Genomic DNA, 12,990 nt, shown 5'->3' with positions numbered 1-12,990 from the left:
GACTTAGAATTCAAGTTTTAGCAAGCCCTATGCCTGAGTATATTCCTGCGGTATTGCGACATGTAACGAATTCACGGCGCAATAAGGCTGCTGAATGGCTCAGCTGCTTGGCGTTTCCGGGTCGCGCTTGCGCTTGTTGCCCATGCGCACGCCGATGTCCATCAGGAACTGGAAGAAGCCTTCCTGATCTTCCAGCACATTGCTCCAGAACGGCGAGTGGTACAGCGCAACAGCGCCGTGCACCAGCGCCCAGGCCGCGCAGTAATGGAAGTACGGCGGCACGTCTTCAAGCTTGCCTTCGCTGATGCGACCCTTGATCAGCAGGGTCAGGCGTTCGAAGTTCGAGGCACGGATCTTGTGCAGCTCCTCGACCATTTCCGGGACCTGATTGCCTTTGACGACCTTCTCTTCGAGACGGTCGAACAGGCGATAGCGCTGCGGGTCACGCATGCGGAATTCGAAGTAGGCGCGCGACAGCGCTTCCTTGTCCTTGTCGACATCAGCCGAATGCAGCAGCTCGTTCAAATCGCGCTCGTAATCGAGCATCAGGCGCAGATAGATCTCGGCCTTGGATTTGAAGTGCTTGTAGATCGTGCCTTTGCCGATACCCACGGCATCCGCAATCATCTCGACGGTGACACTGTCTTCACCTTGTTCGAGGAACAGCTTGAGCGCGGTATCGAGAATTTCCTGCTCGCGGCGACGAAACTCACGGACCTTACGAGGTTCTTTGTGCATAAGAAAAGGTCTGAAGGGTCAAAATACGAAGCCGCGTATTATGCCTAAATTGCGCAAAAATGCACGGATCATCGACCATCTCTGTGTTTACCGTTCATTTTGCGAACGTTTCAGGGGCAATGAGAACTCAACTGAAGCAAACGTATTCCAAATTTGTTTAAAAACCCCGACCGGCTTACTGGACTGCACGCCAGACTGATCAATACTTGAACTGTCGGGCGACATCTCCCCCAAGTGTCGCGCCGGTAAAGGTACCAACGGACCGCGTGCCTTTGTTTTACTCCTAATGGTCTTAACCCGGATTCACCCCCCAGAACCCGGGTTTTTTTTGCCTGCGATTTGGCCAGCCGCTACGGGGCAGATCTAACACTCGCCAAAGGGAACAGACGCTTGAAGTTCTCGGTGGTCTGCTCGGCAAAGCGCTCATAGTTCTCGCCGCGCAGCATCGCCAGAAATTCCGCCACCTCGCGCACATACTGCGGCAGGTTGGGCTTGCCGCGATAAGGGATCGGCGCCAGATACGGCGAATCGGTCTCCACCAGCAAGCGATCCGCCGGCACTTTGCTGGCGACATCGCGCAAGGCGTCGGCATTGCGGAAGGTGACGATGCCCGACAGGGAAATGTAATAACCCATGTCCAGCGCGGCTTTAGCCATGTCCCAGTCTTCGGTGAAACAGTGCAGCACACCGGCCTGGGGCAATGCCGCTTCGCGCAGCAGCTCAAGCGTATCGGCTCGGGCACCGCGGGTGTGAATGATCACCGGTTTGCCGGTCTGTTGCGCGGCTTGCAAGTGCAGGCGGAACGACGCCTGCTGCAGCTCGGCAGCTTCCGGTTCGTAATGGTAGTCGAGACCGGTTTCGCCGATTGCCACCACTTTCGGGTGATCGAGCTCGTGCAGCAGCCAGTCGAGCGCCGGCGCCGCGCCGGGCTGGACGTCGAGCGGGTGCACGCCGACCGAGCAATCGACATCGCTGTAGCGTTCGGCGAGGGCTTTGACGTCGGCGGCGTTGTCGGCGCTGACGCCGATGCACAGAAAGTGTCCGACGCCGCGCCCGCGAGCTGCATCGAGCGCAGCATCCAGCGAGCCGTCATGGGCGGCGAGGTCAAGGCGATCAAGGTGACAATGAGAATCTACGAGCATAAAAACGGCAACTTACATCGTGTGGGTGGGACGGTCGGACTTCAACGCTCCGGCCAGATGGGTTTCGATGCGACTGCGCGCGGTGTCGTCGCCATCGTTAAACTGCACGCCGACACCGGCGGCACGATTGCCTTGCGCACCTTTGGGAGTGATCCAGGCGACCTTGCCGGCAACCGGGATCTTCTCCGCCTCGTCCATCAGGTTGAGCAGCATGAACACCTCGTCGCCCAACCGGTAGCTCTTGTTGGTCGGGATGAACAAGCCACCGTTCTTGATGAATGGCATGTAGGCGGCATACAGCACGGATTTGTCCTTGATCGTCAGGGACAGGATGCCGTTGCGCGGGCCGGGGCTGATCGGTTCAAGCATGTTCACCTCCACTGCTGATCTTCAGAGTCTAGGTACACATCTCTATCTTTGACCAGGCAATCCCGCCCATTGCACCAACAATGCTTCGAGCAGCAACGCCGGATTGAGATTGGCCTTGCTCAGCACCTTCTGCCGTTGGGCGAGAATCCAGTCCTGAATATCGAGGACTTTACCCTGCGCACTTTTCTGCGCCAGGTACTGCACGACCTTGCGCATGTCAGGCAGACCGAGGCCGGCCTCGTCCTGAGTCAGTTGATAGCGCAGAATCAGGCTCGACCAGTCGCAGAACCAGTCGAACAGACGCAGCATCGGAATGTTTTTCCATTCTTCGGCCAATTGCGTCGGCGACTGCTGGCCCTTGAGCAACTTTTTTACGCCTTCAACCACTTGCGCGCGCTGCTCACGAACGCCTTGGGCTTGCAGGCTGACCGCCATCAGCGGCGAACCGGCAGCCAGCGTCAACAGTTCGACACGCTCGTCTTCGGAACACTCCGGCAACGCTTGCGCCAGCCACTTCAGACTCATCGCCTCACCCGGCAACGGACAGGCCTGCTGCACGCAGCGGCTCTTGATCGTTGGCAGCAAACGGCTGGTCTGGTGGCTGACCAGCAGCAGCACGGTATCGCCGGACGGCTCTTCAAGACTCTTGAGCAAGGCGTTGGCGGCGTTGATGTTCATCGACTCGACCGGTTCGATCAGCACCACTTTGCGCCCGCCCAGTTGCGCGGTCTGCACGACGAAACTGACCAGATCGCGTACCTGGTCGACCTTGATGGCCTTGTCGGCTTCTTCCGGTTCGAGAATGTAGTTGTCCGGGTGGCTGCCGGCCTTGAGCAAAAGACAGGATTTGCATTCGCCGCAAGCTTCCGGCGTCGGACGCTGACACAGCAGGCTGGCCATCAGACGCTCAGCCAAAGCCCGCTTGCCGATCCCGGCCGGGCCGTGCAGCAGATACGCGTGAGCGTGCTGGCTACGCCCGGCCAATTGCTGCCAGAGGCTGTCCTGCCACGGATAGGCCTCAGCCACGGCTCAGCTCCACCAGATTCGGAATCAGGGTATCCAGCGATTGTTGCACCTTGCTCAGTGGCTGACCGGCGTCGATCCGTACATAGCGCGCAGGATCGGCTTCGGCACGCTTGAGGAACGCACTGCGCACCGCCTCGAAAAAGGCCCGCCCTTCGAGCTCGAAACGATCCAGCCGGCCACGAGCGCTGGCGCGCGCCAGGCCGATTTCCACCGGCAGGTCGAAGATCAGCGTCAGGTCCGGACGCAGATCGCCCTGCACGAAGCTTTCCAGCGTGGCGATGCGTTCCAGCGACAAGCCGCGACCACCGCCCTGATAGGCGTATGTCGAGTCGGTGAAACGATCGCAAAGGACCACCGCGCCACGAGCCAACGCGGGGCGGATCACCTCGGCCAGATGCTGCGCACGCGCGGCGAAGACCAGCAACAGTTCGGTATCGGGGTTCATGACTTCGTCGGCCGGGGCCAGCAGCACGTCGCGAATCCGCTCCGCCAGTGGCGTGCCACCCGGCTCACGGGTCAGCACAACCTCGATACCGGCGGCGCGCAGGCGCTCGGCGAGGTATTCGCGGTTGGTGCTTTTGCCGGCACCTTCCGGGCCTTCGAGGGTAATAAACAAGCCAGTCACAGGCAGTCCTTAATCAAAGTCATTGCGCGTTTTCGGGGGTAGCGGCATCCGGTGCCGGCGCAGGCTCCTGCGGCGCAACCTGTGGCAGTGTCTCCGGGGCAGGATTGGGCGAGGCTGGCGGAATCGCTTCCTCGCTTGCCGGGGTTTCCGGCGCTGTTGCCGGCGCCGGGCTGGAGCGGTAATCGGCACGGCGCTTGAGCTGATACTCGCGCACCGCATTGTTGTGCGCATCCAGATCATCGGAGAACACGTGGCTGCCGTCACCACGGGCGACGAAATACAGGCTGGTGCCTTCCACCGGATTCAGCGCGGCATGAATGGCTTCACGTCCGACCATCGCAATCGGTGTTGGCGGCAGGCCAGGAATCACATAGGTGTTGTACGGCGTCGGTTCTTTCAGGTGCGCGCGTGTCAGCTTGCCGGTGTAGCGCTCACCCAGGCCGTAAATCACCGTCGGGTCGGTCTGCAGTTGCATGCCCAGCGCCAGGCGGCGCACGAAGACCCCGGCAATCTGCCCGCGCTCCTGCGGTACGCCGGTTTCCTTCTCGACCAGCGAAGCCATGATCAGCGCCTGATACGGCTCTTTGTAAGGCACATCGGTCGAACGTTTTTCCCACTCGCTAGCCAGCACTTCGTCTAGACGAGCAAAGGCCTTTTTCAGCAGCTCGGCATCGGACATGCCGCGCACGAAGCGGTAGGTGTCAGGGAAGAAGCGTCCTTCCGGGAACAAGCCTTTATGGCCAATCTTCGCCATGACGTCGCTGTCGCTCAGACCGCTCAGGGTCTGTTCGAGCTTCTCGTCCTTGGCCAATGCAGCGCGCACTTGATGGAAATTCCAGCCCTCGACCAGCGTCAGGCTGTATTGCACTACATCGCCGCGCTTCCACGAGTCGATCAGACCGTTGACGGTCATGCCCGGCTGCATGCGGTATTCGCCGCTGTGGATGGGCGTGCCGGCGAGGTTGAAGCGCCAGTACACGCGAAGCCAGAACGCGTCCTTGATGACACCATCGGTTTCGAGAGAAAGGAATGTACGGGTCGGCGTCGAGCCTTTCGGCACATCCAGCAATTCTTCCTGGGTGATGTTCAGTGGCTGCTCCAGCGCACTGTGAATCTTCCAGGCGCTGGCGCCCAACAGCAGCCCTGCCAGAACCAGTCCGGTTTCCAGCAGCAGCAAAAGTTTACGTCTCACAAATCAGGCATCCAATAGGGCGCGGGCAAGGGTTTGCAGTTTACGGGTGAGCGGGCCAGCCGGCCAGCTCAGTGCAGCGTAGGCGCGTACCGGCCACACGCCATACACGCTGTTGCAGACAAACACTTCATCGGCCCATTGCAGCTGTTCCAGGCTGATATCAGTGATTTGGCTGGGGATGGCCAATGACTCGGCCTGAAACAAAATTTCCGCACGCATCACACCGGCCACGCCACAGCGTTTCAAATCCGGAGTTATCAACACGCCGTCGCGCACGATGAACAGGTTGCTGAACACACCTTCAATAACGCGCCCGGTACGGTCGAGCATCAAGCCTTCGGCGTGCTCGCTGTCCTGCCATTCGGCGCGGGCGAGTACCTGTTCGAGTCGATTGAGGTGTTTGAGCCCGGCCAGCAGCGGCTGCCTGGACAAGCGCGTATTGCAGGGAAACAGGCGTATGCCGTGCTCAGCGTTGGCAGCGGGATAAGCAGCGGGAGGATTGCCTTGCAGAATGCGGCGGCCTGATGCCGTCGGATCGGGCGCATAACCGCGCTGACCGTCGCCACGGGTGAGGATGAGTTTGAGCACGCCCTCACCCATAGCTGCCGCATAGCGCAGCAGCTCGTCGCCGATCAGTTCGATATCAGCGACGATGGCAAGACGCGCACAGCCTTCGGCCAGACGCGTCAGGTGCCGCGCCAGCAGAATCGGCCGGCCGCCACGTACCGCGATGGTCTCGAACAGGCCATCGCCGTAAGCCAGGCCGCGATCTTTCAGCGACAGACTGTCAGCCGGTTGACCGTCGACCCAGCAGTCCATCAGCCTGCGAACCGGCGGAACGCCAGGGTGCCGTTGGTGCCGCCAAAACCGAAGGAGTTCGACAGCACGACATCGATGTCCATGGTGCGCGCAGTGTGTGGCACGAAATCGAGGTCGCAGCCTTCGTCCGGCTCATCGAGGTTGATGGTCGGCGGCGCCACCTGGCTGTTGATTGCCAGCACGCTGAAGATCGCCTCGACCGCGCCCGCTGCACCCAACAAGTGACCGGTCATCGACTTGGTCGAGCTGACCGACAGTTTGTAGGCGTGATCGCCGAACACCGACTTGATCGCATTGGCTTCGGCAAGGTCGCCGGCCGGGGTCGAGGTGCCGTGGGCGTTGATGTATTGCACCTGATCGACATTGATCTTCGCGTCGCGCAGTGCATTGGTGATGCAGCGTGCAGCGCCGGCGCCATCGGCCGGTGGCGAAGTCATGTGGAAGGCATCGCCGCTGGTGCCGAAACCGATCAGCTCGGCATAGATGGTCGCACCGCGCGCCTTGGCGTGCTCGAGTTCTTCGAGCACCAGCGCACCGGCACCGTCAGACAGCACGAAACCATCACGGCCCTTGTCCCACGGACGGCTGGCACGGGTCGGTTCGTCGTTGCGGGTCGACAGCGCACGGGACGCGCCGAAGCCGCCCATGCCCAGACCGCACGCGGCCATTTCGGCCCCGCCGGCAATCATCACATCGGCTTCGTCGTACATGATGTTGCGCGCCGCCATGCCGATGCAGTGCGTACCGGTGGTGCATGCGGTGGCGATGGCGTAGTTAGGTCCCTGTGCTCCGAGATGGATGGACAGGAAACCGGAAATCATATTGATGATCGAGCCTGGCACGAAGAACGGCGAAATTCGTCGTGGGCCGGTCTCATGCAGGGTACGACTGGTTTCTTCGATGTTGGTCAGACCGCCGATCCCCGAACCCATGGCAACGCCGATGCGCTCACGGTTCGCGTCGGTGACTTCCAGCCCGGCGTTGCGCACAGCTTGAAAGCCTGCGGCGAGGCCGTACTGAATGAACAGGTCGAGCTTGCGCGCTTCCTTGACCGACAGGTATTCCTCGACATTGAAGCCTTTGACCGAACCGCCAAAGCGGGTCGAATAGGCAGAAAGGTCGGTGTGTTCGATCAGACCAATGCCACTGCGGCCAGCCAGAATGCCCTGCCAACTGCTCGGCACATCCGTGCCCAGTGGCGACAACATACCCATACCGGTGACTACGACGCGTCTACGCGACACAGCACTCTCCTTTTTCAAATGACGATTTTGCATCAGGCCTAAAGAAAAAACCGCACGCCATGATGGCAGTGCGGTTTTTCCATGACAGCAAGCAACGATTACAAACTATTACGCCTGGTGGCTGGTAACGTAGTCGATTGCAGCTTGTACAGTAGTGATCTTCTCAGCTTCTTCGTCAGGGATTTCGGTCTCGAATTCCTCTTCCAGAGCCATCACCAGCTCAACGGTGTCAAGGGAGTCGGCACCCAGGTCTTCTACGAAGGAAGCGGTGTTGACCACTTCGTCTTCTTTAACACCCAGTTGCTCGGCAACGATTTTCTTGACGCGCTCTTCGATGGTGCTCATACCTTGTTTTCACTCCTAATGGACAAATTCAGGCAGCTGGCCAGTGGGTAAGTGTATAGAAAGACTTTTCAGTTTTTCAACTGAAAGCTTCACTCCTCAAACCCTGCAGCCCTCTGCCTATAAATAGATTGCAGCTTTATAACGGATTTTAGACAGCTCGTATGACATTTTTTTGAAGCAATCCGTCACATTTTACTCACATGTACATCCCACCGTTCACCGGGATTGTAGCCCCAGTGACGTATGCCGCACCGTCGGATGCAAGAAAAGCGACCACGGACGCGATCTCTTGAGCTTGCCCCAAACGACCCAGCGGAATCTGCGTCTGCAAGGCTTCACGCTGTGCTTCAGGCAGCTCGCGGGTCATATCGGTGTCGATGAACCCTGGGGTCACCGAGTTGACCGTAATGGAACGCGAACCGACTTCACGCGCCATCGCCCGGCTGAAACCTTCCAGACCGGCCTTGGCGGCTGCATAGTTTACTTGGCCGGCGTTGCCCATGGCACCCACCACCGAGCCAATACTGATAATTCGACCCCAACGCGCCTTGGTCATGCCGCGCAGAACGCCTTTGGACAGGCGATACAGACTGTTCAGGTTGGTATCGATCACGTCGTACCATTCATCGTCTTTCATGCGCATCATCAGGTTATCGCGGGTGATGCCGGCATTATTGACCAGAATCGCCACCGGCGCACCGAACTGCTCCTGAATGCCCGCCAGTACCGCGCTGACTGATTCGTCGCTGGTGACGTTGAGTTCGAAACCGGTGCCCTGGATACCGTTTTCCTTCAGGGTCGCGGCAATGCGCTCGGCGCCCGACGCGGAGGTCGCGGTACCGACAACGATAGCGCCCTGACGACCCAGTTCCAGCGCGATGGCCTGGCCGATACCGCGGCTTGCACCGGTGACCAGTGCAACTTTACCTTGCAGACTCATGCAAGTTTCTCCTGATTCAGGCCTGCGCTGCGCGAGCGGCAGCGAAGGCATCTGGGGTATTGAGGTTAGAAGTCGCAACGCCTTCGGCGCAACGCTTGTTCAGACCGGCCAGGACCTTGCCCGGACCGCATTCGACCAGATCGGTCGCGCCTTTGGCGGCCAGCGTCTGCACCGACTCGACCCAGCGCACTGGCTTGTAGAGCTGTTCGAGCAGATCGCGTTTGAGGGTTTCCAGGTCGGCCGGCACTTGTGCACTGACGTTCTGTACGACCGGGATCTGCGGCGCCTGCCAGTCGATGGCGGCGATGGACTCGGCAAAGCGCTCGGCGGCCGGGCGCATCAGTTCGCAGTGCGACGGCACGCTCACCGGCAGCGGCATGGCGCGCTTGGCACCACGGGCCTTGCAGCCTTCAATGGCACGTTCGACGGCAGCCTTGGCACCGGCAATCACCACTTGGCCAGGCGAGTTGAAGTTGACTGCGCTGACGACCTCACCTTGCGCCGCTTCGGCGCAGGCGGCCAGCACGTCAGCATCTTCCAGACCGAGAATGGCGGCCATGCCGCCCTGCCCGGCCGGAACCGCTTCCTGCATCAGCTGACCGCGGCGCTCAACGAGCTTGACCGCATCAGCCAGAGTCAGGCTGCCGGCAGCGACCAGCGCGCTGTATTCACCCAGGCTGTGACCGGCAACGAATGCCGGACGCGCACCACCTTCCGCCAGCCACAGGCGCCACAAGGCGATCGAGGCGGTCAGAATGGCCGGTTGGGTCTTGTCGGTTTGATTGAGCAGCTCTTCCGGGCCCTGCTGGGTCAACGCCCACAGGTCATAGCCCAGCGCAGCAGAGGCTTCTTGAAAGGTTTCGAGGATCAGCGGATGTTGCGCGCCCAGCTCGGCCAGCATGCCGAGGGACTGCGAACCCTGTCCTGGAAAGACGAATGCGAGGGAAGCAGACATGTAACAAGCCCCTAATGATCTTGTCGTCGGAAAATAACGCCCCGCTCGGGACGCCAGAAACTGACAGTTTGGATGGCCCTTTGAACCGGGCGGTCACATTTAAGCATTGTCCGACGAAAACGCCTAAGACAACAGGTCCTCCAGACGACCGTGGAGACGCTGGGGCAAGTTCTCCTGGATCTCGATCAGTGCACGGGAAATCGCGCTCTGAAAGCCCTGAACGCCGGCCGATCCGTGACTTTTCACCACGATGCCCTGCAAGCCGAGAAAGCTTGCGCCATTATGTCGCGCCGGCGCCAGATCGGCCTGCAAGCGCTTCATCAGCGGCAGCGCCAGCGCTCCTACCGCCCGCGAGGCAAGATTCTTCTTGAACAACGCTTCGATGCGCGCAGCGATCATCGTCGCCAGGCCTTCGCTGGATTTGAGCAGAATGTTGCCGACGAAACCGTCGCACACCACCACATCCGCCTCGCCACGGTACAAACCGTCGCCTTCGATGAAACCGGTGTAGTTGATGCCACGCGCCGCCTGTAACAGCGTCGCCGCCAGCTTGACCTGCTGATTGCCCTTGATGTCTTCGGTACCGATGTTCAGCAAGGCCACGCGCGGGCGATGAATGCCCAGCGTCTGCGCCGCCACCGAGCCCATTACGGCGAACTGCAACAGATGTTCGGCGCTGCAATCGACGTTGGCGCCCAGATCAAGCAACTGACAATAGCCAGTCTGCGTCGGGATCGCGGCGACCATTGCCGGACGATCAATGCCCGGCAAGGTCTTCAGCACGAACCGCGACAACGCCATCAACGCACCTGTATTGCCGGCGCTGACACAGGCCTGAACCTTGCCGTCACGCAACAATTCGAGGGCGACACGCATCGACGAGTCCGGTTTGCCACGCAGCGCCTGGGTCGGCTTTTCGTCCATGGTGATGACTTCGCTGGCCGGTACAATCGTCAGGCGCGCGCGATCGGCAGCCGATTGGCCGTTGATCAGTTCTTCAAGAAGGGAAGGTTGACCGACGAGGGTCAGGTGCAGCGAGGGCGTAGCAGACAGGCAAGCAAGGCTGGCCTGAACAATGCTGCGGGGACCGAAGTCCCCGCCCATTGCGTCAATCGCGATGACTTGAGCAGACAAGTGATTACTCGTCAGCGCCCTTGTCGATCACTTTACGGCCACGGTACACGCCTTCTGGCGATACGTGGTGACGCAGGTGAACTTCACCGGTGGTTTTTTCTACAGACAGGGTGCTAGCCTCGAGAGCGTCGTGCGAACGGCGCATGTCACGGGCAGAGCGGGATTTTTTGTTCTGCTGAACAGCCATAATTGATTAACTCCTAAACGTTTGGGTCACGCTTTAACTGCGCCAATACACTGAACGGGTTGGACCGCGTTACCTCGTCCTCGCTCGGTTCGGGCTCATCTGCTCCCGCCGGCTGCTGGCATTCTTCCGGATGATGAGCAGGCACAATGGGCAAGGCGAGCAAAAGCTCCTCCTCGATCAGTGACTGCAGATCCAATGGATCTTCGCCCAGTTCCAGCACGTCATAACCTTTCGGCAACGACTGGGTATTCGCACCCTCCTTCACCACGGCGTAACTGCACTCGCTGTGGATCGGCAGGGTGACCAGCTCAAGACAACGCTGGCAAACCATTTTGACTTCGGTGTCGATAAAGCTGTGGATCACCACAGATTTACGTTCATCTCGTTCAAAAACGAATTTGGCCTGCACCGTACCGACATCGTCGGAAAGCGGGTCGCAGAGTCTCTTCAAATCGGCCAGCAGCAGTTCACCTTGAAGGGTGGTGCCACGGTCAGCCAATTTGCGCGGGTCAACGTGAGGTGGAATCGGGTCATTCAACATAGGCGCAGCATTATAGGGATGCACCCACCCATGTCAAAGGAAATTGTGCCCTGTCCGTCACTTGCGTGCCTCCGCTAGAATCCGCACCTGCCTGAGGAGACGCCCATGCTGCCTTTATTACTTGCTTCAAGCTCGACCTATCGACGCGAATTGCTCGCTCGCCTGCACCTGCCGTTCGTCTGCAGCTCGCCGGACATCGACGAAAGCCACCGTCCCGGCGAGCGAGCCATCGACCTGGTCAAACGCCTCGCCGAGGAAAAAGCCCGGGCATTGGCCGACAGCCATCCGGACCATCTGATTATCGGCTCGGACCAGGTTGCCGTACTCGGCGAGCAGATCATCGGCAAGCCGCACACCTTCGAGAAGGCTCGCGAGCAACTGCTCGCCGCGAGCGGCAGTCGCGTGACCTTTCTGACCGGCCTGGCCCTGCTCAACAGCCAGACCGGCCATTGCCAGGTCGACTGCGTGCCGTTCACCGTGCACATGCGCCAACTCGAACCAGCGCGCATCGAGCGCTATCTGCGCCTCGAACAGCCTTACGACTGCGCCGGCAGCTTCAAGGCCGAAGGCCTCGGCGTGAGCCTGTTCCAGTCCACCGAAGGCCCGGACGCCACCAGCCTGATCGGCCTGCCGCTGATTCGCCTGATCGACATGCTGCTGGCCGAAGGCGTGCAGATTCCCTGACCCAGAAAAAAACCGGCCATTGAAGGCCGGTTTTTTTTCTACAGCGAAGGCTTATCGCAACGATGGTCCGTGGAATCCCATCCACATCGCCAACTGCTCGGCCACACTGGCGCCGAGCTTTTTCGAGAAGCGATCGAACGGCGATTCCTGGACGGTGAAGTCCACCAACTCCTTCTCGCCAATCACGTCACGCGCCACCGAACTGGCACTGCCCAGACCGTCGATCAGACCCAGCGGCAGCGCTTGCTCGCCTGACCAGACCAGACCGGAGAACAGTTCCGGATGCTCTTTGTCCTTCAGGCGATCGCCACGACCCTGCTTGACGCTGTTGATGAACTGCTTGTGCGTGGTGTCCAGCACACTCTGCCAGAACGCCGTTTCTTCAGGCTTCTGCGGCTGGAACGGATCAAGAAACGCCTTGTGCTCGCCCGACGTGTAGGTGCGACGCTCGACGCCGAGCTTTTCCATGGTACCGACAAAGCCGTAACCGGCTGCCGTTACACCAATCGAACCGACCAGACTGGCCTTGTCGGCGTAGATCTGATCGGCCGCGCTGGCGATGTAGTAGGCCCCGGAAGCACCGAGATCGGAAATCACCGCATACAACTTGATCTCTGGATGCAGACCGCGCAGCCGCTTGATTTCGTCATAGACATAACCCGACTGCACCGGACTGCCGCCAGGACTGTTGATGCGCAGGATCACGCCCTTGACCTTCTTGTCCTCGAATGCCGCGCGCAGGCTACCGACGATATTGTCGGCACTCGCGGGTTCTTTATCCGCGATCACGCCGTCAATTTCGATCAGTGCCGTGTAGTTCGGGCCGCGCGTGGCGCTCTTTTCCATATCCATCAGCGGCGTGAACAGCAGCAATGCAACAAACAGATAAACAAACGTCAGCAGCTTGAAGAAAATCCCCCAGCGCCGCGAGCGACGTTGTTCCTGCACGCCCGCGAGCAAGGTTTTTTCCAGCAGCTTCCAGCTTTTCGCGTCACCGTCGTCGGCACTTGCCTTGGCCGGTGCTTTCCATTCGTCGGTCATGCCATCAC

Annotated in this window: 16 protein-coding genes; 1 reads left to right on the top strand and 15 read right to left on the bottom strand. The window is 59.9% G+C overall.

Annotated features, from left to right (window positions below):
• Positions 1 to 99 precede the first annotated feature (99 nt).
• The 14 genes from ACYYKW_RS06070 to ACYYKW_RS06005 form a co-directional block, all read right to left on the bottom strand.
• Positions 100 to 738 carry a TetR/AcrR family transcriptional regulator gene (locus tag ACYYKW_RS06070; RefSeq protein WP_090285183.1) on the bottom strand — a complete coding sequence of 213 codons (639 nt, stop codon included), beginning with the start codon at positions 736 to 738 and terminating at the stop codon, positions 100 to 102.
• A gap of 350 nt (positions 739 to 1,088) precedes the next feature.
• On the bottom strand, positions 1,089 to 1,880 hold the full coding sequence (locus tag ACYYKW_RS06065; RefSeq protein ID WP_336356352.1) for a TatD family hydrolase: 792 nt from the start codon (positions 1,878 to 1,880) through the stop codon (positions 1,089 to 1,091).
• A 12-nt stretch (positions 1,881 to 1,892) separates the two neighbouring features.
• Positions 1,893 to 2,249 (bottom strand): PilZ domain-containing protein, encoded by a 357-nt coding sequence (locus ACYYKW_RS06060; RefSeq protein ID WP_090285187.1) that lies wholly within the window; start codon positions 2,247 to 2,249, stop codon positions 1,893 to 1,895.
• Positions 2,250 to 2,291: 42 nt separating this feature from the next.
• Positions 2,292 to 3,275 carry a DNA polymerase III subunit delta' gene (locus ACYYKW_RS06055; RefSeq protein ID WP_090285188.1) on the bottom strand — a complete coding sequence of 328 codons (984 nt, stop codon included), beginning with the start codon at positions 3,273 to 3,275 and terminating at the stop codon, positions 2,292 to 2,294.
• Positions 3,268 to 3,900, bottom strand: coding sequence for a dTMP kinase (tmk, locus tag ACYYKW_RS06050; protein ID WP_090285190.1), 633 nt, complete (start codon positions 3,898 to 3,900; stop codon positions 3,268 to 3,270). The genes ACYYKW_RS06055 and tmk overlap by 8 nt, the downstream gene beginning before the upstream one ends.
• Before the next feature lie 19 nt (positions 3,901 to 3,919).
• Positions 3,920 to 5,092: an endolytic transglycosylase MltG gene (gene mltG, locus ACYYKW_RS06045; RefSeq protein WP_093099418.1), complete on the bottom strand. Its 1,173-nt coding sequence runs from the start codon at positions 5,090 to 5,092 to the stop codon at positions 3,920 to 3,922.
• A 3-nt stretch (positions 5,093 to 5,095) separates the two neighbouring features.
• Complete coding sequence (pabC, locus tag ACYYKW_RS06040; RefSeq protein ID WP_093099415.1) at positions 5,096 to 5,911, bottom strand: aminodeoxychorismate lyase; 816 nt, start codon at positions 5,909 to 5,911, stop codon at positions 5,096 to 5,098.
• The gene (gene fabF, locus ACYYKW_RS06035) at positions 5,911 to 7,155 is read right to left on the bottom strand and encodes a beta-ketoacyl-ACP synthase II (RefSeq protein ID WP_093099413.1); all 1,245 of its coding nucleotides are present in this window, start codon (positions 7,153 to 7,155) and stop codon (positions 5,911 to 5,913) included. The genes pabC and fabF overlap by 1 nt, the downstream gene beginning before the upstream one ends.
• A 108-nt stretch (positions 7,156 to 7,263) precedes the next feature.
• Complete coding sequence (gene acpP, locus ACYYKW_RS06030; protein WP_005892238.1) at positions 7,264 to 7,500, bottom strand: acyl carrier protein; 237 nt, start codon at positions 7,498 to 7,500, stop codon at positions 7,264 to 7,266.
• Positions 7,501 to 7,696: 196 nt separating this feature from the next.
• Positions 7,697 to 8,440, bottom strand: coding sequence for a 3-oxoacyl-ACP reductase FabG (fabG, locus tag ACYYKW_RS06025; protein ID WP_090285198.1), 744 nt, complete (start codon positions 8,438 to 8,440; stop codon positions 7,697 to 7,699).
• A 16-nt stretch (positions 8,441 to 8,456) separates the two neighbouring features.
• Complete coding sequence (gene fabD, locus ACYYKW_RS06020) at positions 8,457 to 9,395, bottom strand: ACP S-malonyltransferase (RefSeq protein WP_090285200.1); 939 nt, start codon at positions 9,393 to 9,395, stop codon at positions 8,457 to 8,459.
• 123 nt (positions 9,396 to 9,518) lie between these two features.
• A complete protein-coding gene (plsX, locus tag ACYYKW_RS06015; protein ID WP_093099412.1) occupies positions 9,519 to 10,529 on the bottom strand; it encodes a phosphate acyltransferase PlsX in 1,011 nt (336 codons plus the stop codon).
• A 4-nt stretch (positions 10,530 to 10,533) separates the two neighbouring features.
• Positions 10,534 to 10,716, bottom strand: a complete 183-nt coding sequence (gene rpmF / locus ACYYKW_RS06010; RefSeq protein WP_003179396.1) for a 50S ribosomal protein L32 — start codon at positions 10,714 to 10,716, stop codon at positions 10,534 to 10,536.
• 13 nt (positions 10,717 to 10,729) lie between these two features.
• Positions 10,730 to 11,257 (bottom strand): YceD family protein, encoded by a 528-nt coding sequence (locus ACYYKW_RS06005; protein ID WP_003204262.1) that lies wholly within the window; start codon positions 11,255 to 11,257, stop codon positions 10,730 to 10,732.
• A gap of 105 nt (positions 11,258 to 11,362) precedes the next feature.
• Here ACYYKW_RS06005 and ACYYKW_RS06000 point away from each other — a divergent pair, with 105 nt between their 5' ends.
• Positions 11,363 to 11,941, top strand: a complete 579-nt coding sequence (locus ACYYKW_RS06000; RefSeq protein ID WP_336356346.1) for a Maf family protein — start codon at positions 11,363 to 11,365, stop codon at positions 11,939 to 11,941.
• A gap of 51 nt (positions 11,942 to 11,992) precedes the next feature.
• On the opposite strand, the gene sppA is transcribed toward ACYYKW_RS06000, so the two are convergent.
• A complete protein-coding gene (sppA, locus tag ACYYKW_RS05995) occupies positions 11,993 to 12,982 on the bottom strand; it encodes a signal peptide peptidase SppA (protein ID WP_093099410.1) in 990 nt (329 codons plus the stop codon).
• Positions 12,983 to 12,990: the final 8 nt, after the last annotated feature.

Source organism: Pseudomonas sp. 15C, assembly GCF_055484735.1.
The sequence above is the reverse complement of the archived record's forward strand: the minus strand, read 5'-3'. Positions and strand labels throughout refer to the sequence as shown.